This window comes from Stappia sp. 28M-7 (assembly GCF_014252955.1).
Lineage (GTDB): Bacteria > Pseudomonadota > Alphaproteobacteria > Rhizobiales > Stappiaceae > Stappia.
In genome coordinates this window covers 3,172,149-3,190,010 of record NZ_JACMIA010000001.1, presented here as the reverse complement: position 1 = coordinate 3,190,010, position 17,862 = coordinate 3,172,149, and the positions used below count along the sequence as shown (strand labels likewise).

The window sequence follows — 17,862 nt, the reverse complement described above, 5'->3', positions numbered from 1 at the left end:
TTTTCCTTTGCGCTTTGCCTCTCCCCTCGTGCCCGGCCGGCTGGTCAAGCGCTACAAGCGGTTCCTTGCCGATGTCATCCTCGACAGCGGCGAGGAGGTAACGGCGCACTGCGCCAATCCCGGTTCGATGCTGGGGCTGCGCGAGCCGGGCGCCCGGGTCTATCTGTCGATCTCCGACAATCCGGCGCGCAAGCTGAAGTACTCCTGGGAGATCGTGGAGGCGGACGGGGCGCTGGTCGGTATCAATACCGCCCATCCGAATGCCCTGGTCGAGGAAGCGCTTCGCGCCGGCCTGATCGCGGAGCTTGCCGGCTTCACCTCGCTGCGCCGCGAAGTGAAATACGGCCGCAACTCGCGCATCGACATCCTGCTCGAGGGGGCGGATGGCCGCCCGGTCTATGTCGAGGTGAAGAACGTCCACCTGATGCGGCAGGCGGGACTGGCAGAGTTTCCGGATTCGGTCACCGCGCGCGGCGCCAAGCATCTCGTCGAGATGGGAGACATGGTGGCGGAAGGGGCGCGGGCAGCTATGGTCTATCTGGTGCAGCGGCCGGACTGCGACCGGCTCTCCTTTGCAGCAGATCTCGACCCGGCCTATGCCGCGGCCTTTGCCGAGGCGCGATCGCGCGGTGTCGAGGCCTATGCGATCGGTTGCCGGATCACGCCGGAAGAAATCGTCGCAGAGCAGCGGGTGAGCCTGCTGCCATAAACGGAAAACGGGCCCGTTGGCGGGCCCGCGACCGTGTATTCACAAAGCGGAAAATGAGAAGCGACGCCTCCTCAGGCGACGCCGCTATTGTCCTGCAGGACGACGATCGGGGTGTCGTTCGGCACCCGTGCCGCAAGGTCGATGACATCCTGGTTCATCAGGCGCACGCAGCCCGAAGACACGGCCTTGCCGATGGTCCAGTACTCCATCGTTCCGTGGATGCGGTAGATGGTGTCGCGGTTGCCTTCGAAAATGTACAGCGCGCGGGCGCCGAGCGGGTTCTGCAGTCCCGGCTCCATGCCGTTGCGATAGGGTTCCAACTCCGGCTGGCGGGCGATCATCTCGGCCGGCGGGGTCCAGCGCGGCCAGGCGCGCTTGTAGGCGATGCGGGCACGCCCGCCCCAATCGAAGCCGGCGCGGCCGATGCCGACGCCGTAGCGCAGGGCCTGGCCATTCTCCATCACCAGGTAGAGGAACCGGTTCGGCGTGTCGACGATCAGCGTGCCGGCGCGTTCCTGGGTGCGATAGGGCACGACCTGACGGAAGTAGACCGGATTGACGCGGCGCAGATCAACGGCCGGAATCGGGAACTTCTCTTCCGGCATCGCCGCGTACATCTGCAGGTAGTACGGGTCGATCACCTGAGCCGGCGCCGTGGCAGAAGCCGCCTGGATGCGCGGGTTGTTGCCCGTGCTCTGGCAGCCGGCAAGAGCCAACGCGCCGAGACCGACAAGGGCGGTGCGACGCGACATGAGGGTGTTGCCGGATGCGGGAAGAGAGCCGGCGCGCGGGAGAATCTCGTGTGTCATACCGAGGTTATAGGCTGAGAAATTGCGCCGAAATATGGGCACGGTAATAACTTTCCTGCGAGTGCAGGGCTGACCTGCACTCGCAGAAGACCTGTGTGACCAAATTGACGCTGGGTTCTTCAGCCCTGGCTGCTGGTTGCGATCGGCGGCTGGAACTGCCAGCCCATGTCCCAGGGGAAATAGATCCAGGTGTCCTGGGAGACCTCGGTGACGAAAGTGTCGACCAGCGGACGGCCCATCGGCTTGGCGTAGACGGTGGCGAAATGGGCCTCGGGCAGCATTTCGCGGACAACGCGGGCGGTCTTGCCGGTGTCGACCAGATCGTCGATGACCAGCACGCCGGACCCCTTGCCGCCATTGAGATCGACGACCTGCTTGTCGATGGTCTTCAGGACCTGCAATTCGCCCTGGTTCTCGTAGTCATGATAGGAGGCGACGCAAACCGTCTCGATCAGCCGGATGCCGAGCTCGCGCGCGACGATGGCCGCAGGCACCAGGCCGCCGCGGGTGATGCAGACGATGGCCTGCCACTTGCCCTGGCTGGACAGGCGCCATGCAAGGGCGCGGCAGTCGCGGTGGAACTGGTCCCAGGAGACGGGAAAGGCTTTCGGAGCTTGCGGGTTTTCCATGCGGGTCGTGTCCTGTCGTTCGGCAGTACGTAAAGGGTTAGCGGGTGGTGGCGGCGACGGCGGCGCGCACCGCCTCGGCCGCCTGCCGCAGCAACTCTGCGTCGCGCGAACGCACGACGATCTGAGTGGAGAATCGCCCGTCGATGGAGCGCGGGTAGGAGCCGATCATCACGCCGGAATGCGCGTCCTGGATCTTGCGCAGGCTCGCTGCGATGCGGCTTTCCGGCAGATCGGCGTCAACGGTTTCCGACAGCATGCGCGTGCCGGTCTTCAGCGTCGGGGCGACGGCGTCGAGCATCGCCTGCATGATCGAGGGGACACCGGCCATGACATGCACGTTGCCGATGCGGAAGCCGGGGGCCTTCGAGACGGAGTTCTCGATGAGATCAGCGCCCTGCGGGATGCGCGCCATACGCAGGCGCGCCTCGGTCAGTTGGCCTTCGGGATAGAAGTTGCGAAGGATCTCGACGGCGCGCGGGTCGTGATCGATCGGCACGCCGAAGGCCTTGGCCATCGAATCGGCGGTGATGTCGTCGTGGGTCGGGCCGATGCCGCCGGAGGTGAAGACGTAGGTGTAGCGGGCGCTGAGCTCGCGCACGGCCTCGACGATGCGCTCTTCCACATCCGGCACCACGCGGACCTCAGACAGGTCGATGCCGATCGCGGTGAGATACTCGGCGAGGTAGCCGATATTCTTGTCCTTGGTGCGCCCGGACAGGATCTCGTCGCCGATGACGAGAAAGCCTGCGGTCACGATGTCCTGGTCAGCCGACATGCCCACCCACTCCTGGATCCACGTTTCGCATCCGACCCGGCGCCATCGGCATGGGCAGCTGCGCCCGCGGGCGTGGTCAGGCGCCCGGAGGCCGCCATCCATATAGCCAATCGAGCCGCGCGAGAAGACGTTCCGAAGGCAAGGACCGCATCACCATGTCGCGGGCAAAGGCCAAGGGGCCGCTCATGTGGTAGATGCGGTCGTTGGAGCCGGCCAGGCGCACGACCCGCTCAGCCCGATCCTGCCGTTCGGCCTCGTAGGCGCGCAGCGCCCGGGGAATGTCGGCCGAGCCCTGGTCGAGATGACGCGCCAGCGCTTCCGCGTCCTCGATGGCCATTGCGGCCCCTTGGGCGGCGAAGGGGAGCATCGCATGGGCGGCATCGCCGAGCAGAGCAAAGCGCCCGTCTACCCAGCTCGTGCCCGGATCCATCGAGCAAAGGGCCCATTTCAGCCATGAGGCGGGAAGCGAGAGCAGCTCGCGGCAGGCGCCGGGCCAGTCGCGGAAACGTTCGAGCAGGGCATCCCTGTCGGCCGGGCCGGACCACACCTCTTCCTGCCAGTCCTCTTCGACCAGCGCGACGAGATTGAAGTACTCGCCGCCGCAGACGGGGTAGTGGACCACATGGGCGCGCGGGCCGAGCCACAGGCCGGTGACGTTGCGCCAGCGATCGGGAACGTCGCTCGCCGGGATGACCGCACGATAGGCGGTTCGTCCGGAAAACGCGGCCGGGCGCAGGCCCATGACGCGGCGGCGCACGGTCGACCAGACGCCATCGGCGCCGATCAGGGTCGCGCCGGTGTCATGATCGAGCGGAGTATCCGCACCCGCATCGCCGTCGGCGTGTTCGAGTTCCAGCTTGATCCTGTCGGCGTTCTGCGCGGCCCCGCGCAGGCGCGTGCCGAGGCGCAGCGTGATGCCGGCGGAGGCGCGGGCCGCCTTCAGCAGCACGTCCTGCAGGTCCGCCCGGTGGATGACGAGATAGGGCGCGCCATAACGCTTTTCCGCGATCTTCCCGAGCGGGATCTCGGCGACGGGGGCATCGCTGCGCCAGGTCATGACCTCAATGGCACGGGGGGCGACCACATGGGGCAGCAGCGCGTCCTCGAGGCCGAGTTTGCGCAGCACCTGCATCGTATTCGGGGGAAGCTGCAGGCCGGAACCGACAGGGAGGAGTTCGCTCGCCTGCTCGATCACCGTTACGGGCCGCGCGCGCCGCGACAGGCACAAGGCGGCCGTCAGGCCGCCGATGCCCGCGCCGGCGATGAAGATACGGTTCGCATCGGAGTGGGACTGCGCCATGCGCGGGCCTTGCGCCGGACGCTGGTCAGGCGGCTTCCGGGGCCCAGACGCAGTCGGCCGGCTCCGCCTGATGGGCGCTCAGGGACGGATTGTAGCGGTAAAGCGTCGAGCAGTAGGGGCAGATGATCTCGTTGTCGTCGCCCATGTCCAGGAAGACATGCGGATGGTCGAAGGGCGGGCGAGCGCCAACGCACTGGAACTCCTTCGCGCCGATCTCGATCGACTCCAGGCCGCGGTCATTCTGGAAATGGGGAATTACAGCATGCGCCATCGCATCCATCCGTCGTTCAGCATGTCCTGCAGGATTTGCCGGACCATACGCAGGAAGGAGAGGTTTGAACAGGGGGAAGTGGCAGGTTCGCCACAACTGCGGCGACCGGAAGCAGGGAGGGCGGATCGACGCGCGCGACACGGCCGGCGGGCGGGATGCAGGCTTTTCATCCGCAGTCTTGCGCATTATCGTGGGACTCCGTTTTTTACGTTTACGTCAAGGTAAAGGCCCAGATGCCCCATTTCGAATCCGCCGGTCTCCGCCTCGCTTATCTGGACGAGGGGCGGGGCGAGCCGATCCTGCTCATCCACGGCTTTGCCTCCAACAAGCATGTGAACTGGGTCTATCCCGGCTGGGTGAAGCTGCTGACGGAGGCCGGGCGCCGCGTCATCGCCATCGACAATCGCGGCCATGGCGAGAGCGACGGCAGCCACGACCCCGACGATTACGGCGCGCCGACCATGGCCGAGGACGCAAGGCGGTTGCTGGACCATCTGGGCATCGAGCGCACGGATGTGATGGGCTATTCGATGGGCGCGCGGATTTCCGCTTTCCTGACGCTCAATCATCCTCAGCGGGTGCGCAGCGCCGTCTTCGGCGGGCTCGGCTACGGAATGATCACCGGTGTCGGCGATCCCGAGCCGATTGCCGCGGGGCTCGAGGCCGAGAAGCTGTCGGACGTGACGGATCGGGGCGCACGCGCCTTCCGCGCCTTCGCCGAGCAGACCAATTCCGACCGGTTTGCCCTTGCCGCCTGCATGCGTTCCTCGCGGCAGAAGATCACCGAGGATGAGGTCTCCCGCATCACCCCGCCGGTCCTGGTGGCCGTCGGTACCAAGGACGAGATCGCCGGCTCGCCGGAAAAGCTGGCCGGTCTGATGCCGAGGGCAAAGGTGCTGGAGATCCCGGGCCGCGACCACATGATCGCCGTGGGCGACAAGGTCTACAAGGCGGGCGTCATCGACTTCCTGGAGAGCCTGGCGCGAGAGGGGGTTGCATGAACCGTGAAACCGTCACGCTGACCGGCGCGGAAGACAACCGTCTCGTCGCCGATGTCCATGGTGCCGGCGGGCAGCCCGTGCTGCTGCTCCATGGCGGCGGCCAGACGCGCCATGCCTGGGAGGGGACCGGCGAGCGGCTTGCCGCGCGCGGGCTTGCCGCATGGTGTCTCGACCAGCGTGGTCACGGCGACAGCGACTGGGTCGACAGCGGTGCCTACCAGTTCCGCGACTTCGGCCGCGACGTGGTGGCGGTGTGCGATCAGATCGCCGCGCGGTCCGGCGCAAGGCCCATCGGCATCGGCGCGTCGCTCGGTGGCATGGCCAGCCTGCTGGCCGAGGGGAAGTTGCGGCCCGGTACGCTGGCGGCTCTTGTGCTCGTCGACGTGACGCCGCGGATGGATCCGGCGGGCGTGCACAAGGTGATCTCGTTCATGGCCGACCGGGCGGAGGCGGGCTTCGGCACGGTGGAGGAGGCGGCCGATGCCATCGCCCGCTACCTGCCGCATCGCAAGCGCCCCGAGCGGCTCGACGGGCTGGCCAAGAACCTGCGCCTTCATGATGACGGGCGCTATCGCTGGCACTGGGATCCGCGTTTCCTCGGCGACCGGCGCGGCCGTCCGGTGGACCCGGACGAGGGCATCGAAGAAAGCGTCGAGGACGAGCTGGTGCGCGCGGCGCGGTCGCTGACGATACCGGTGTTGCTGGTGCGAGGAACACGCTCCGAGCTGGTCACCGAGGCCCAGGTGGACGAGTTCCTGACCATGGTTCCGCACGCCGAATACACCGATGTCGCAGGGGCGGGGCACATGGTTGCAGGCGACCGCAACGACGCCTTCGCGGGGGCCGTGGTTACCTTCCTCGACCGGCTGCGGGCCGCCTGAGCACGTTCGCAGCTCAGGGCTTCCCGGGCGACTTCTCCCATATCCCAACCGGAGTCTGAGCTCCTTGAGGTGCCCGGAGCGCTGCCCTTCGTGCTGGGGCGGGTGCGTGCGTTCGCGCGGACATTCCAGCGTGTTTCTTCACAAATCGATTCAGGTTCGCAGGCGGAGCAATCCCTTCGGGTTTCTTCCGATGCAGCAATGGCTTGTATGGTTAATCGGAAGTTAATGTGAAGGATTGGCGCATGCGAAGCGTGAACTTGAAGATTTTTCTTCAAGCTCCTGATCCTGCGATATTTTTCAGTCAGACTTAAAGTGGTCTGTCAGCTGTGCGCTGAGGGTCCGATTCAAGGCCTTCACGGAGAGAATCAAGCCGGATCGGGCGACAGGGAATCATTCCGGATTCCGCCGGTCAAGTGCCCGGTCCGCAAAGCCAGTGCGTGTCCCGGGTCTTTATCGACGCTGCAAGGAATCGGTTAACAAAATGACTCCGCGTCAGCGGGCGTCGCAGTTGCGACGAAGAAAGCGCGCCCGCCACGGCCGGTATCGCCCGTCATGGTTAATTGCCGGTGAATTCCGGTGCGCGCTTCTCCATGAAGGCCGTTCGCCCTTCGATGAAATCGCGGCTGTCGAAGCAGGCATCGGCAAGAGCCTGGCAGGCGGCGAGCTCCTTGCCGGACAGGCGCGCGGTGAGGGCGTCGATGCCGGCTCTGGCCGCGCGAAGGGTGAGGGGCGCGCCGCTGGCGATCTCGCCGGCGAGGCGTCGGGCCTCCGCCTCCAGGGTGCCAGCCGGGGCGACGACGTCGAGGAAGCCGAAACGCTCGGCCTCCTGCACGCCGATGCGCCGGGCGGTGAAGAAGAGGAGCTTGGCACGCGAGGGGCCGAGCAGCCGTACGACATCGGCGATCGCGGTGGGCGGATAGCCGACGCCGAGGCGGGCGGCGGGTATGCCGAAGCTGGCGCCGTCCTCGGCGATGCGCAGGTCGCAGGCAGCCGCAAGACCGAAGCCGCCGCCGAGACAGAAGCCGCGGATCATCGCTAGCGTGGGGAGCCGCGCATTGCGCAGCGCATCGAAGGCGGCCGCGTTCGAGGCCTCGTAGGCACGCGCGGAGGCGGCGTCCTTGCGAAGGGTGGCGAACTCGGAAATATCGGCTCCGGCGATGAACGTCTCCTCGCCCGCGCCGCGCAGCACGATGACCCGCACGCGCGGGTCGGCGGCAAGCTCGGTCACCGCCTTCGGGATGGCCTGCCACATGGCAAGCGTGATCGCGTTCTTGCGGGCCGGGTTGTTTACCTCCAGCCAGCCGATGCGATCCTCGACGACGGTGGCGATGCGGGCGGGGCAGATGTCGGCGGGGCTATCCGTCATGTCGGGTCCGGGGCTGCAAACGGTCGGGTCCTGACGTGGTTATCGCAAGCTGTTGCGACCCAGTCCATTCGAAGAAGACGGAAGACCTGCTCCCGAGACAGTGATGCGTACTGCAAGCTACGTGAAATGACCGTTACGGCAGGCTTGACCTATGGCCTTGCCAGCATAGATCGCGGTAGGATGGCACCAACACTCTGTGCTTGGAGGGAGCGCGATCCGCCTGCCGGACGTGGCTCCATAAGGAGGCGGACATGCCGCAAACCAATCCCCTTGCCGAGGCGCCGGCCCTGCCGCGCCATGACCCTGTCTGGAGCCAGTTGCGCGAAGAGGCCGAAGCGATGGTTCGCTGCGAGCCGGCGCTGGCCTCCTTCGCTTATGAGACCGTGCTCAATCACGACCGGCTGGAAGAGGCCGTCGTCCACCGGCTCGCCGACCGGCTCGGCCATGTGGTGGTCTCGCCCTCGCTGATCCGTCAGACCTATCTGGAGGCGCTGCAGGACTCGCGTGCGCTGGCCGAGGCCTTCCGCGTCGACCTGGTTGCCGTCTACGACCGCGATCCGGCCTGCACCCGGTTGCTGGAGCCGCTGCTCTACTTCAAGGGCTTCCACGCCCTGCAGACGCACCGTTTGGCCAACTGGCTGTGGAAGCGCGGGCGCAAGGACTTCGCGCTCTATCTGCAGAGCCGGTGCTCGGAAGCCTTCCAGGTGGACATCCATCCGGCCGTGCCGGTCGGCGTCGGCGTCTTCGTCGACCACGCCACGGGCATCGTCGTCGGTGCGACGGCGCAGATCGGCGATAACGTCTCGATCCTGCAGAACGTGACGCTGGGCGGCACGGGCAAGGAAGAGGGCGACCGTCACCCGAAGATCCGCAACGGCGTGCTGCTTGGTGCCGGCGCGAAGGTACTGGGCAATATCGAGATCGGCCATTGCTCGAAGGTCGCGTCCGGCTCGGTGGTGCTGATGGACGTGCCGCCGAACTCCACCGTTGCCGGTGTGCCGGCACGGGTGGTGGGGGCGGCCGGCTGCGCCGAACCCTCGCGCACCATGGACCAGCTCCTTTCGGCGGACAGCGAGAAGGGCTGATCCTCCGCACTGGCTCGGTGCTCCTTGTGCGGAGCGCCTGCCAGTTGAGCGAACAGGCAGGGCGCGCCGTTCCTCCATTGGGGGAAAGGCGCGCTTTTTTCTTGGTTCGTGCGGCCGAATGTGTAGGTTCGGGGCCATTCCGGCATGGCCGGCAACTCGTTCGGGCGCGGATGCGATGTCCGTGCCCCAGAAAGGAGCCTTTCGTGAAGCCAGACGAGATCCGCAAGCTCGAGGCCTACCTCCAGAAGAAGTTCGAGCTTCCGAAGCTTGTCGTTCGTGCGCGCCCGAAGAAGGACGATTCCGCCGAGGTCTATATCGGCGAGGAGTTCATCGGCGTGATCTACCGGGACGACGACGATGACGACGACCTGAGCTGGAACTTCCAGATGGCGATCCTGTCGTACGATCTCGACGAGGCCTGAGCCGGACGGCATTCGCAGCGATGAGCTCCGGCATCCGGCCGGGGCTTGAAGAAAAACGGGCGCACCGCTTGGCGGGCGCCCGTTTTTCGTATCGCAAGCGGGATCGGTGATCGTTCGTGCGCAGCGGTCAACGCATGGTCACAGCTTGGACCAGAACGTGGACGTCGGCTCGCAGATATCTTGCACGCGAGCGGCGAAACGCTCCGGATGGTGGATTCGATCGAACCGAAAGCCTCGCGGCGACCAATTGAAGTATTGGCGCCCATCGGTGCCGTCGACCACAAGGAGACCATGGAAATACCAGCCCGATGTCGACTTGTATCCCGAAGCCGTCGTGTAGAAAGAAAAGCCGCGCAGGTCCCAGATCGAGGTGATTTCCGAGGCAGGCGCGTGGCGGCCAATGCAGAACGGATTGCCGGCAGCAATGCGGTTGGCGCCGTATACGACGGCCGGGACCGATAGTAACGAACAGACAGCGGCTGTGGCCGACAGAGCCATGCCGGTAAATGCCAGCCACCTTCCTATCGAGCCGATGCGGCCGGCTGCCAGAAACAGAACGCTCGATGCGGCTGCGAGTGAGAGTGTGATCCCGTTGGCAAACATAAGCGTTGAGTGCGGCGATGCGTCCGCGGCGCTAAGGAGTGTGAGAAGCAGGCCGATGAGAAGCGCCGCAAGAGCTGCTGCCCGTATCAAGGCCGGGGATGCCGGGCTCGGTCGTGCCACCCTCAAGACAGCCATTGCGGCCGGCAAAACTGGAGCGAACCAGACGAGCAGATAGATCAGCCTGAAGATGCCCGTTGATCTTGCAAGCCGCTCTGTATCAAGAGCTTGGAAGAAGCCCAGGAAAATCAGCGCCGCAAAGGCCAGGAGTGCAACTGAAAGCCTTTTCAAGATTTGTCGCCCGAAATTCCTTGAACGCTGCTCATGGCGAGCAGGCTGCCATGCCGCTCCGCGGGCACTCGCTGTCGTATCAGGAGGCGGGCTTGGGCGTCAGGCCGGCGACCAGGGTGGCGACGCCCTCGTCCAGCTTCTGCCAGTGCTCCAGCTGGGCCTGTCGGAAGCGGTAGGTGGCGAACAGGCCGTCTCCGAGACGGATGCTGCGCTCGCAGGTGGCGGCCAGCGCCTTGTCCCGCGGGGTGAAGCAGCGGGCGGCGAAGAGGCGCCCCTGATCGGAGCGGTGCGCGACGAAGTCCGTGCCGCTGGCCGGATCCCCGGGGAGGGGCAGCAGGGCAAGGCCCGCCGGGCCGGGCAGGGGGTCGCCAGAGGCAAGCGACAGCCAGACTTGGGTCAGGCGCTCGCTCGTATCCATGATGTCGGCAGTCAGCGTCGGCTCAAGCGCAACGAGAATGACGGCGGAGGTGTCGCTCGGGTCGGCGAAGGCGCGGGCGTTGATCTCGCTGTAGCCCTCCATGGACGGCCACAGCACCGCAAGGCTCAGCCTGTCCACCGGACCGCCGGCAACGCGCTCCTCGACCCGCCGCATCATGTTGGCGGGCACCTTCAGTTCCGTCGTGCCAAGCGTGACGGGAACGCGTTCGCGGCTATCGCTCCACCCCGTGGGGCCGCGGGTATAGGTCAGCCAGCTGCCGACCGTGTGGGCCACCAGCGCAGTGCCGGCCAGTGCCAGCGCAAAAACCATCGATGTGAAGTGGCGGGCCTCGATGCCCGTTCCGCCGGGAAGGGTCAGCGGCATCATCCGCGCGCTCCCGTCGGTGCCCATTCGGACGCACCTGCGCGCGGCAGGACGCCCTTCGGGCTGTCCCGATGCGGGACGGGTGTCCCGATCTGTGCCGGGACGCGGAGCGCTCCGTTCGCCATCTTTATGGTTACCAGTCCGTTAATGGGTTTGCGGAAACGGCATGCTATTTGCTGGATGAAACGTCGAGTTTCCGGTTAGGGTCCCAGAGAATTGGTTAACGAGGGGTTAACGGCATCATGAGTGAACTGGCACTAGCGGCATATCTTGGCTGCGCGGGCTTCGTCATTTCGGGAATTGTCGGCAGTTTCTATCAGCTTGTGACGGGAGAACCCCTGCGCTTTGCCATCTCGGTCGAGACCTGGATAAAGGGGCTTCTGTCCTGTGTCCTGTGCGTCTTCGCCGGCCCCTTCATCATCATGCGCAATGCGATTCGCGGCCGCAGGATAGAACAGCGCCCGCTCGGCTGGCTGGTGGCCTCGTCCACGATCGCGGGAATGTGGAGCCTTTGCTCCGGCATCATGGTCGTGCATGCTGCGCTAGTTGTTCTCATTTAAGGTGCCGCGTCTGCCGGGCGCCGCGCCTTTCCGCCTCCTCTTGTCCCGCGCGACACCTCAGCCCTGCCGGAGTTTCCGATGCCGCTTTACCGCCTCGACGATCACAGCCCCGTCACGCCGGAGCCGGGGAGCTACTGGGTCGCCCCTGATGCCGCGGTGATCGGGCGCATCGTCCTGAAGCGGGACTCCAGCGTCTGGTTCGCGGCGGTTCTTCGCGGCGACAACGAGACGATCACGGTGGGCGAGCGCTCCAACGTGCAGGATGGCTGCGTGCTGCACACGGACATGGGCTTTCCGCTGGACATCGGGAGCGGCTGCACGATCGGCCACAAGGCGATCCTGCATGGTTGCACGATCGGCGACAACACGCTGGTGGGGATGGGTGCGATCGTGCTCAACGGCGCTCGCATCGGCCGCAACTGCATCATCGGCGCGAACGCGCTGATCGCCGAAGGCAAGGAAATCCCGGACAATTCGCTGGTGGTCGGCATGCCTGGGCGCGTGGTGCGCCAGCTCGACGAGGCCGCCGAGGCTCGCATCGCGGCCTCCGCCGAAGGCTATGTCGGCAAGTGGCGCCGCTACATCACCGGTCTGTCGCCGGTGGCCGAGGGCTGAGAAAAAAATGGGCCGGCCTCCGCGTTAGCGGAGGCCGGCCGGCAACCCGACCTAAGGGAATGGGGGAGGGGATAGGCCCGGTTGCCATCAGTGATGGCGCATTCCTTCGTGTATTTGCCAAGCCGCGAGGGGCGGGGTTTCCGACCCCGCCGACCAGGCTCAGTTTCCGATGCTGGCCAGCGTGCTGGTTCGCAGGTCGGAGATCGCGGCCCACTTTGCCGGATGTGACGCGGACTGCCGCTTCACGAACCGATAGGGGGCCGAATACCAGGGCAGAACGGCCTCGATCTGATTGTCGAGGATGACGTCGCCCTGATCGGTGCGGACCGTAAGAACGGCATGTCCCGCATTGTTGGTGTCCTTGACGACTGTGATCAGCAGCGCGCTGGCGGGCCAGCCGCGGTTCAGCAGCACGCGCTTCTTCTCCAGCACGTATTCTTCGCAGTCGCCCGCGCCGTCGACCGGATAGGTCCAGTATTCCTCGACGCCGAAGAGCTCGACATCCGTCACCGGCCGGATGCGGGCGTTCACCTCTGCATTGACGGCGATGAGTTCGTTCCAGCGCTCTCGGTCGAGCTTCACCACCACGGCGCCCTTGCCGTCGGGTTCGCATTCCGCAGGATTTTCCTGACAGAAGCCGACATGGCCGACAGGGGCCTTTGCCGCTGCGCCGGTCTCCATGAAACGGCCGGCCTGTGCATTGGCCTGGCTGATGCCAACGGCGGCCATCGCGAAGGCAACGAGAGTATACTTCAGGATTTTCGCGTTCATTGTCATGTCTTCGCCCTCCCCAAGGCTGACTAGACAATGACATGTGCGTTTTTATTTGCGTCTAAGGTTGGTCGTGGAAGTTTATTTGAAATATAAGAGATTTATACGATAATTTATACTTGTTTTGATTAAAATTGTAGGGAAATGGACACGGGGGTGGACGCCGTGAGCCCCGGCGCAAAAAGGCCAATGCCCGCAAGCGCTTGGGCGATTGCGGGCAGGGCGGAGCGGGAGCGATGAGATGGAAGGACGTGCGGCGCGCATGGCACCGGCGCCGCCTGGATATCGCTATCCGGCGGGAAAACGCGTGGCGGCAGCTAGGGCGTCAGGATCAGGAAATGTGCTTTTCGAGGAGATCGCGGTTCTGGATGTTCGCGAACTCGACGGCGATGCCGTCCTCGGTGTGGCGCACCACGCGGGCGCGCATCTTGCCGATGCCGATGGCCATGCCGATTTCCGGCTTCACCTCGGTCTTGAGCGAGGCGCCCGACAGCGACACGTCGATGATGCGCGACTTGTAGCTGCGTCCGTCCTGCAGGACGATCTGGGTGATCGGGTTCTTCGGCGTGAAGCGCTCGTGCCGGCGATCTTCCGGCAGATTGAGCACGTCGCGATTGGCAAGCCAGGTCAGGACGTTGGCGAGCTTGTCGCGCTTGCGCAGCGGCGCGTTGATCCGCATGGCGAAGCCGCCTTCGATCTCGCGCACGACCTCGCCCTCGATGCGACCGATATGGTCGATATAGGCAATGATGCGCTCGCCGACGCGCGCCGGGACCGGGGCGATGATGGCCGCGCCGCCCGGAGACATGTCGATGATCTGGCAGGGATATTCGCGGCGGTCCTCAAGCATGAAGCGGCCGAGGATATTGACCGGTACGCGGGAATGGCGCCGACGGTCGACATTCTTGGCTGCGGCAGCTGTCGTGTACATGAGTGCCGTGGCGTGCGCCATTCGTCGTCGACCTTCCCTGGAGCGTGCGCCATGGAGGCTGCACGAACTCTGCGGGTCGAAGATATGGCGCGGCAGTTAACAGTTGGTAAGCAACCGTCTGCGCAGAGCTGCGGATGTCAATACTTTCGGCAGGACCGGTTCAGCTCTTTCCACCTTCGATGACCATCAGATGCTGGACGCGCCGCGCCTCGGCTATGAGCGGCAGGGGCGGTGCGCTCTGCAGGGCGGACGGCTGGCGGCTGAACCGCGGCACGGTGCTGACGGAGCCACGCGGCTGCGGACGCAGGAAAGCCGGCCGCTCGTCCGGCCAGATCAGCCGCACGCTCTTGATCGTCTGCGACAGGATCGGATGCATGCCGGCCCAGTAGGGCTGTTCCAGCGCGACACAGGCGCCGAGCACGCGGCTGCAGCCCTCTCCGGGGATGTGCAGCGGCAGCAGCAGCATTTCCATGTCCACCGCCTGCTTGCGCTCGGTGTAGCCGGTAACGCCGATCACCGCTGCGGCCGCATCCTCGTTCACCGCGGCGAGCAGCGTGGAGAGCGCCTCGCGGTCCTCGTCCGACCAGCCGCGCAGGATATTGCGGTTCTTCAACTCGCGGCAGTGCAGGGCGCAAAGCCGTGTCCCGGCCAGCCGGTAGCGATAGGTGTCGCGGTCGATGAGCTCCAGGATGAAGGTGTCGCCGAGCACGGAGCGGATCCGGCCCGGCTCGATCTCGCCGCGATCCGGCGCCGGCCGATCACCGCGCAGACTGTCCCAGTAGTCGTAGAGCTGCTGTGTCACCGGATGTTTCATGTCCACCAACCTTGCCCCGCTTCCGCTCCTGCCGGCAGATCCGGAGGGAGCTTCTGTCCTGTTTTTGCGCAAGGCCGGCCATGGGACCCGGCGAGTGTGCCGGAACGTGGGACGCCTTGCGCTCTTTCTCCGGCCTTTGCGGGAAACTGTCCGGTTTCGGGACGGTTTTCCCTTTTGTGCCGTGTCTTGGCGCTTACGTAGCAGGGCGCATGCCAAGGAGTTGAACGGTTCGTTTTACCTCTTGTTAAGGTTAACAGGGAGTGTCGGTTGCCGTCGCGTTGATTTGAAGGGCAGGATCGAGGAGTTGGTGAACACGAGCTTACCTGTACTGCACAACGACTGACCTCGTTCGCGGGGAGCCGGCTGAGGCGCCGTTTCCCGCCACTTTTCGAGCCGCCCGGATCGCGTGACAGCGCGGCGGGCGGTTTTTCTTTGAGGCCGGTCGGGCGGCGCCCATGGGCAGGCGACTTGACGGATCGCGTCCGGCGGTCGATCTGGTGGCTGACGATCACCGCCAGGCGCGAGACAATGCACGAACCCACACCCATCGAGAATCACGATCAGGGGCCGCCCCGGGCGGAGCCGGTCTTCAATCTGCCGAAAGTGGTGACCTGGCTGTCGCTGGTGCTGATCGGCGTCCATCTGACGGACACGTATCTGCTCTCGAGGGAGCTGCAATACGAAGTCCTGCTCGCCTTCTCGTTCCTGCCGGCGCGCTATCTGGCGGATGCAGTTGCGCTCTACCAGTTGCCGGGCGGCGAAGCGGCGAAGGTCTGGACGTTTCTGACCTATGCCTTCCTGCATGGCGGCTGGGGACACCTCTTCGTCAACGTGATGTGGATGGCGGTCTTCGGCTCGGCGGTCGCCAGGCGCTTCGGGACGGCGCGGTTCCTGGTGCTCTCGGCCGTGTGCGCCGTCGGCGGTGCGGCATTGCATCTGATGCTGCATTTCGGCGAGACGGTGCCGATGATCGGCGCGTCGGCCGCGATCTCCGGCCAGATGGCGGCGGCAACACGCTTCGTCTTCGACATGGGCGGACCGCTCGGAGCGATGCGGCGGACAGATGAATTCGCCTACCGCATTCCCGCATCCGGCATGGCCGAGACGCTTTCCAATCCGAAGGCGCTGATGTTCCTGCTGGTCTGGTTCGGCGTCAATCTGCTGTTCGGCATCATCCCGCTGCCGGGCGCCGGGGAGGGGGGCAGCGTTGCCTGGGAGGCCCATATCGGTGGTTTCGTAGCGGGCTTTCTGTTGTTTTCGTTTTTCGATCCGGTGCCCCGCCGCAGATAGGCGCTCGTGCCCCCGCAGTGTTGCCGATTGCACGGCGACAGGGATTTGTCATGATGGAAGCGTAATCGGGAGCAGCTTGCTCCCGCCCGCAGCCAGAACCAGCCACCGGGGAGGTCGGACATGACGGTCGCATCAATTCTCAACGAGAAGGGGCGGGACGTGGTGACGGAACGTGCCGAAACGACGATGCGCGAGATCTGCGCCATTCTGGGAGCCAAGCGCATCGGCGCCATCGTCATTACCGATGGCAAGGGCGCCATCCGGGGAATCGTTTCCGAACGCGACGTGGTCCGCGCGATCTCGCAAGACGGCACCGACGCGCTCGACAAGCCGGCCTCGGCGTACATGACCGCCAAGGTGGTGACCTGTCAGGCAACGGAGACCGTGAACACGGTGATGGCCCGGATGACCGGCGGCCGCTTCCGCCACGTGCCGGTGGTCAAGGACGGCAAGCTGGACGGGCTGATCTCCATCGGTGACGTGGTCAAGCACCGCATCGCGCAGATCGAGCGCGAGGCGGAGGACATGCGCAACTATATCGCCATGACTTGATGCTGCGCGGTGCGGCGTGCCGGCGACGGCGCGCCGCGGCTTGCGGGGCGATAGGGAGGCGGATGGCCGGGAGGCGGAGAGAGGCGGCAGAGTGCAGGAAAACCGCTACCATCATCTCGGCTGGCATCACGGGATCGAACTGTTCGAGGCCGCCTTCAGCACCCAGACTTTCGGGCGGCATGCGCATGAAGGCTTCGCCATCGGCGCCATAGCGGAAGGGGCAGGCGGCTACGTCTGCCGCGGGCAGAGCATGATCCTTCCCGCCGGCACGCTGTCCTTGATGAACCCGGAAGAGCCGCATACGGGCCACGCCGCCGCCGGGCGCGTGCGCTACAACATGCTCTATGCCAGCGAGGCGGCGGTTCGCGAGGTCCTGGGCCTTTCCCATCTGCGCGGCTTTGCGGAGATCGCGCCGCGTGACCGGGAGCAGGTCCTGACGCGGGCGCTGGGCGTGGTGGCCGCAAGGTTGAACGCGGCCAAGGGGCCCGATTGGCGGCTGGCGGTGGAAGAGGCGATCCACCGGGTTCTGGCCTGTGCCTTTTCCTTGCATGGGCGCGCGGAGCTGCGTCCTGCTGGGCGGGAGAGCGTCGCCATCCGCAGGCTCCGGGAGCGCATTGCCACAGGTGTGGAGGCGGGAGAAAGCCTGTCGCTGGCGGAACTGTCGGCGGAAGTCGGCCTTGCGCCCTCCTATCTGGTGCGCAGCGTCGCCAAGGTGACCGGCATGACGCCGCACGCACATGTTCTCCAGCACCGTGTCGATCTTGCCCGCCGTCTGCTGCTGGAGGGAATGCGCGCGGCGGAAGCGGCGGTTGCCGCAGGCTTTTGCGATCAGGGCCACATGATCCGGCAATTCCGGCGGCACTACGGGGTCACACCCGGCGCCCTGGTCCGTCACTGACAGGTCAATTTCGTCCAATCCGCGCCGGATCCCGTCATGGCAAGGGCATCCCCTGACAACAAGAGGATGCCATGTCGATCAAGCCTGTGATCATTCTGTCCGACAGCCTGCCGGTGGGGCTGAAGGCCAATTTCGCTGCCGTGCTGGGGATGAGCCTCGGCCGGTTCGAGCCTGACCTCGTGGGTGCCGATACACCGACGAGCGACGGTATCGCGCTCGCCGGGATCACGACGGTGGCGCTTCCGGTGCTCGGTGCTCCGCAAGAGGAACTGCCGGACCTTTTCGCGGCAGCCGAGAACCTGCCGGTTCGCCTTGCCTATATGAGGGCGGCTTTCGAGGCGCGAAACTACGAGGATTACTCGCAGCGTATCGCCGCCGCGCCGCTTGCCGGCCATACGCCGCAGGCGATCCTGCTGGCCGGGCCGCGCAAGGCGGTCGACCGGATCTGCGGCAGGCTGCCACTGTTGCGGTAGTGGGGGAGTGCGGGGAG

The 17,862-nt window shown here is 65.5% G+C and carries 22 protein-coding genes; 11 read left to right on the top strand and 11 right to left on the bottom strand.

All coding sequences use genetic code 11. The annotated features are described in order from the left end of the window. The first annotated feature begins 7 nt into the window (after positions 1–7). Positions 8–709: a DNA/RNA nuclease SfsA gene (sfsA, locus tag H7H34_RS14265; protein ID WP_120267359.1), complete on the top strand. Its 702-nt coding sequence runs from the start codon at positions 8–10 to the stop codon at positions 707–709. Between the two features lie 71 nt (positions 710–780). On the opposite strand, the gene H7H34_RS14260 is transcribed toward sfsA, so the two are convergent. The 5 genes from H7H34_RS14260 to H7H34_RS14240 all read right to left on the bottom strand — a co-directional run bounded on the left by H7H34_RS14260 (position 781) and on the right by H7H34_RS14240 (position 4,493). After that, complete coding sequence (locus H7H34_RS14260; protein ID WP_120267360.1) at positions 781–1,461, bottom strand: L,D-transpeptidase; 681 nt, start codon at positions 1,459–1,461, stop codon at positions 781–783. 176 nt (positions 1,462–1,637) lie between these two features. After that, a complete protein-coding gene (gene gpt, locus H7H34_RS14255; RefSeq protein WP_120267361.1) occupies positions 1,638–2,147 on the bottom strand; it encodes a xanthine phosphoribosyltransferase in 510 nt (169 codons plus the stop codon). Positions 2,148–2,184: 37 nt separating this feature from the next. Continuing rightward, complete coding sequence (locus tag H7H34_RS14250) at positions 2,185–2,922, bottom strand: competence/damage-inducible protein A (protein ID WP_185925567.1); 738 nt, start codon at positions 2,920–2,922, stop codon at positions 2,185–2,187. Between the two features lie 76 nt (positions 2,923–2,998). Then, a complete protein-coding gene (locus H7H34_RS14245) occupies positions 2,999–4,222 on the bottom strand; it encodes an FAD-dependent monooxygenase (protein ID WP_185925566.1) in 1,224 nt (407 codons plus the stop codon). Between the two features lie 25 nt (positions 4,223–4,247). Next, the gene (locus tag H7H34_RS14240) at positions 4,248–4,493 is read right to left on the bottom strand and encodes a zinc-finger domain-containing protein (RefSeq protein ID WP_185925565.1); all 246 of its coding nucleotides are present in this window, start codon (positions 4,491–4,493) and stop codon (positions 4,248–4,250) included. Positions 4,494–4,726: 233 nt separating this feature from the next. On the opposite strand from H7H34_RS14240, the gene H7H34_RS14235 reads away from it, so the two are divergent. Further along, positions 4,727–5,494, top strand: a complete 768-nt coding sequence (locus H7H34_RS14235; protein WP_185925564.1) for an alpha/beta fold hydrolase — start codon at positions 4,727–4,729, stop codon at positions 5,492–5,494. Next, a complete protein-coding gene (locus H7H34_RS14230; protein WP_185925563.1) occupies positions 5,491–6,375 on the top strand; it encodes an alpha/beta fold hydrolase in 885 nt (294 codons plus the stop codon). Before H7H34_RS14235 ends, H7H34_RS14230 begins: the two co-directional genes overlap by 4 nt. 556 nt (positions 6,376–6,931) lie before the next feature. On the opposite strand, the gene H7H34_RS14225 is transcribed toward H7H34_RS14230, so the two are convergent. After that, positions 6,932–7,741, bottom strand: a complete 810-nt coding sequence (locus H7H34_RS14225) for an enoyl-CoA hydratase (RefSeq protein WP_185925562.1) — start codon at positions 7,739–7,741, stop codon at positions 6,932–6,934. Between the two features lie 251 nt (positions 7,742–7,992). On the opposite strand from H7H34_RS14225, the gene cysE reads away from it, so the two are divergent. Together cysE and H7H34_RS14215 are read left to right on the top strand one after the other, a co-directional pair. Further along, entirely contained in the window at positions 7,993–8,826 is an 834-nt protein-coding gene (cysE, locus tag H7H34_RS14220; protein WP_120267368.1) for a serine O-acetyltransferase, read from the top strand. A gap of 203 nt (positions 8,827–9,029) precedes the next feature. After that, positions 9,030–9,248: a DUF3126 family protein gene (locus H7H34_RS14215; RefSeq protein WP_067216731.1), complete on the top strand. Its 219-nt coding sequence runs from the start codon at positions 9,030–9,032 to the stop codon at positions 9,246–9,248. Positions 9,249–9,386: 138 nt separating this feature from the next. On the opposite strand, the gene H7H34_RS14210 is transcribed toward H7H34_RS14215, so the two are convergent. Continuing rightward, the gene (locus H7H34_RS14210; protein ID WP_185925561.1) at positions 9,387–10,139 is read right to left on the bottom strand and encodes a hypothetical protein; all 753 of its coding nucleotides are present in this window, start codon (positions 10,137–10,139) and stop codon (positions 9,387–9,389) included. Between the two features lie 79 nt (positions 10,140–10,218). After that, on the bottom strand, positions 10,219–10,968 hold the full coding sequence (locus H7H34_RS14205; RefSeq protein WP_185925560.1) for a hypothetical protein: 750 nt from the start codon (positions 10,966–10,968) through the stop codon (positions 10,219–10,221). Positions 10,969–11,183: 215 nt separating this feature from the next. On the opposite strand from H7H34_RS14205, the gene H7H34_RS14200 reads away from it, so the two are divergent. Both H7H34_RS14200 and H7H34_RS14195 read left to right on the top strand, forming a co-directional pair. Then, entirely contained in the window at positions 11,184–11,501 is a 318-nt protein-coding gene (locus H7H34_RS14200) for a DUF6949 family protein (RefSeq protein WP_120267371.1), read from the top strand. Positions 11,502–11,579: 78 nt separating this feature from the next. Continuing rightward, entirely contained in the window at positions 11,580–12,116 is a 537-nt protein-coding gene (locus tag H7H34_RS14195; RefSeq protein ID WP_185925559.1) for a gamma carbonic anhydrase family protein, read from the top strand. A gap of 159 nt (positions 12,117–12,275) precedes the next feature. On the opposite strand, the gene H7H34_RS14190 is transcribed toward H7H34_RS14195, so the two are convergent. The 3 genes from H7H34_RS14190 to H7H34_RS14180 all read right to left on the bottom strand — a co-directional run bounded on the left by H7H34_RS14190 (position 12,276) and on the right by H7H34_RS14180 (position 14,632). After that, positions 12,276–12,893 (bottom strand): transglutaminase-like cysteine peptidase, encoded by a 618-nt coding sequence (locus tag H7H34_RS14190; RefSeq protein WP_209006227.1) that lies wholly within the window; start codon positions 12,891–12,893, stop codon positions 12,276–12,278. Between the two features lie 325 nt (positions 12,894–13,218). Continuing rightward, positions 13,219–13,839: a PilZ domain-containing protein gene (locus tag H7H34_RS14185; protein WP_185925558.1), complete on the bottom strand. Its 621-nt coding sequence runs from the start codon at positions 13,837–13,839 to the stop codon at positions 13,219–13,221. A 139-nt stretch (positions 13,840–13,978) separates the two neighbouring features. Continuing rightward, positions 13,979–14,632, bottom strand: a complete 654-nt coding sequence (locus tag H7H34_RS14180) for a PAS domain-containing protein (protein WP_120267375.1) — start codon at positions 14,630–14,632, stop codon at positions 13,979–13,981. Positions 14,633–15,100: 468 nt separating this feature from the next. Between H7H34_RS14180 and H7H34_RS14175 the strand changes: the two genes are divergently transcribed. The 4 genes from H7H34_RS14175 to H7H34_RS14160 all read left to right on the top strand — a co-directional run bounded on the left by H7H34_RS14175 (position 15,101) and on the right by H7H34_RS14160 (position 17,845). Continuing rightward, positions 15,101–15,922, top strand: coding sequence for a rhomboid family intramembrane serine protease (locus tag H7H34_RS14175; RefSeq protein ID WP_245165084.1), 822 nt, complete (start codon positions 15,101–15,103; stop codon positions 15,920–15,922). A 120-nt stretch (positions 15,923–16,042) separates the two neighbouring features. Then, on the top strand, positions 16,043–16,474 hold the full coding sequence (locus H7H34_RS14170; RefSeq protein ID WP_120267376.1) for a CBS domain-containing protein: 432 nt from the start codon (positions 16,043–16,045) through the stop codon (positions 16,472–16,474). A gap of 91 nt (positions 16,475–16,565) precedes the next feature. Further along, a complete protein-coding gene (locus H7H34_RS14165; protein ID WP_185925557.1) occupies positions 16,566–17,372 on the top strand; it encodes an AraC family transcriptional regulator in 807 nt (268 codons plus the stop codon). A gap of 71 nt (positions 17,373–17,443) precedes the next feature. Further along, the gene (locus H7H34_RS14160; protein ID WP_185925556.1) at positions 17,444–17,845 is read left to right on the top strand and encodes a DUF2000 domain-containing protein; all 402 of its coding nucleotides are present in this window, start codon (positions 17,444–17,446) and stop codon (positions 17,843–17,845) included. Positions 17,846–17,862 lie beyond the last annotated feature (17 nt).

Excerpts from the sequence above, each read along its gene's own strand:
- H7H34_RS14225 (WP_185925562.1), bottom strand. The coding sequence starts at position 7,741 with ATGACGGATAGCCCCGCCGACATCTGCCCCGCCCGCATCGCCACCGTC.
- H7H34_RS14195 (WP_185925559.1), top strand. The coding sequence starts at position 11,580 with ATGCCGCTTTACCGCCTCGACGATCACAGCCCCGTCACGCCGGAGCCG.
- H7H34_RS14170 (WP_120267376.1), top strand. The coding sequence starts at position 16,043 with ATGACGGTCGCATCAATTCTCAACGAGAAGGGGCGGGACGTGGTGACG.
- H7H34_RS14250 (WP_185925567.1), bottom strand. The coding sequence starts at position 2,922 with ATGTCGGCTGACCAGGACATCGTGACCGCAGGCTTTCTCGTCATCGGC.
- H7H34_RS14180 (WP_120267375.1), bottom strand. The coding sequence starts at position 14,632 with ATGAAACATCCGGTGACACAGCAGCTCTACGACTACTGGGACAGTCTG.
- gpt (WP_120267361.1), bottom strand. The coding sequence starts at position 2,147 with ATGGAAAACCCGCAAGCTCCGAAAGCCTTTCCCGTCTCCTGGGACCAG.
- H7H34_RS14190 (WP_209006227.1), bottom strand. The coding sequence starts at position 12,893 with ATGACAATGAACGCGAAAATCCTGAAGTATACTCTCGTTGCCTTCGCG.
- H7H34_RS14230 (WP_185925563.1), top strand. The coding sequence starts at position 5,491 with ATGAACCGTGAAACCGTCACGCTGACCGGCGCGGAAGACAACCGTCTC.
- H7H34_RS14235 (WP_185925564.1), top strand. The coding sequence starts at position 4,727 with ATGCCCCATTTCGAATCCGCCGGTCTCCGCCTCGCTTATCTGGACGAG.
- H7H34_RS14245 (WP_185925566.1), bottom strand. The coding sequence starts at position 4,222 with ATGGCGCAGTCCCACTCCGATGCGAACCGTATCTTCATCGCCGGCGCG.
- H7H34_RS14185 (WP_185925558.1), bottom strand. The coding sequence starts at position 13,839 with ATGGCGCACGCCACGGCACTCATGTACACGACAGCTGCCGCAGCCAAG.
- H7H34_RS14160 (WP_185925556.1), top strand. The coding sequence starts at position 17,444 with ATGTCGATCAAGCCTGTGATCATTCTGTCCGACAGCCTGCCGGTGGGG.
- H7H34_RS14205 (WP_185925560.1), bottom strand. The coding sequence starts at position 10,968 with ATGGGCACCGACGGGAGCGCGCGGATGATGCCGCTGACCCTTCCCGGC.
- H7H34_RS14200 (WP_120267371.1), top strand. The coding sequence starts at position 11,184 with ATGAGTGAACTGGCACTAGCGGCATATCTTGGCTGCGCGGGCTTCGTC.
- H7H34_RS14260 (WP_120267360.1), bottom strand. The coding sequence starts at position 1,461 with ATGTCGCGTCGCACCGCCCTTGTCGGTCTCGGCGCGTTGGCTCTTGCC.
- cysE (WP_120267368.1), top strand. The coding sequence starts at position 7,993 with ATGCCGCAAACCAATCCCCTTGCCGAGGCGCCGGCCCTGCCGCGCCAT.
- H7H34_RS14240 (WP_185925565.1), bottom strand. The coding sequence starts at position 4,493 with ATGGCGCATGCTGTAATTCCCCATTTCCAGAATGACCGCGGCCTGGAG.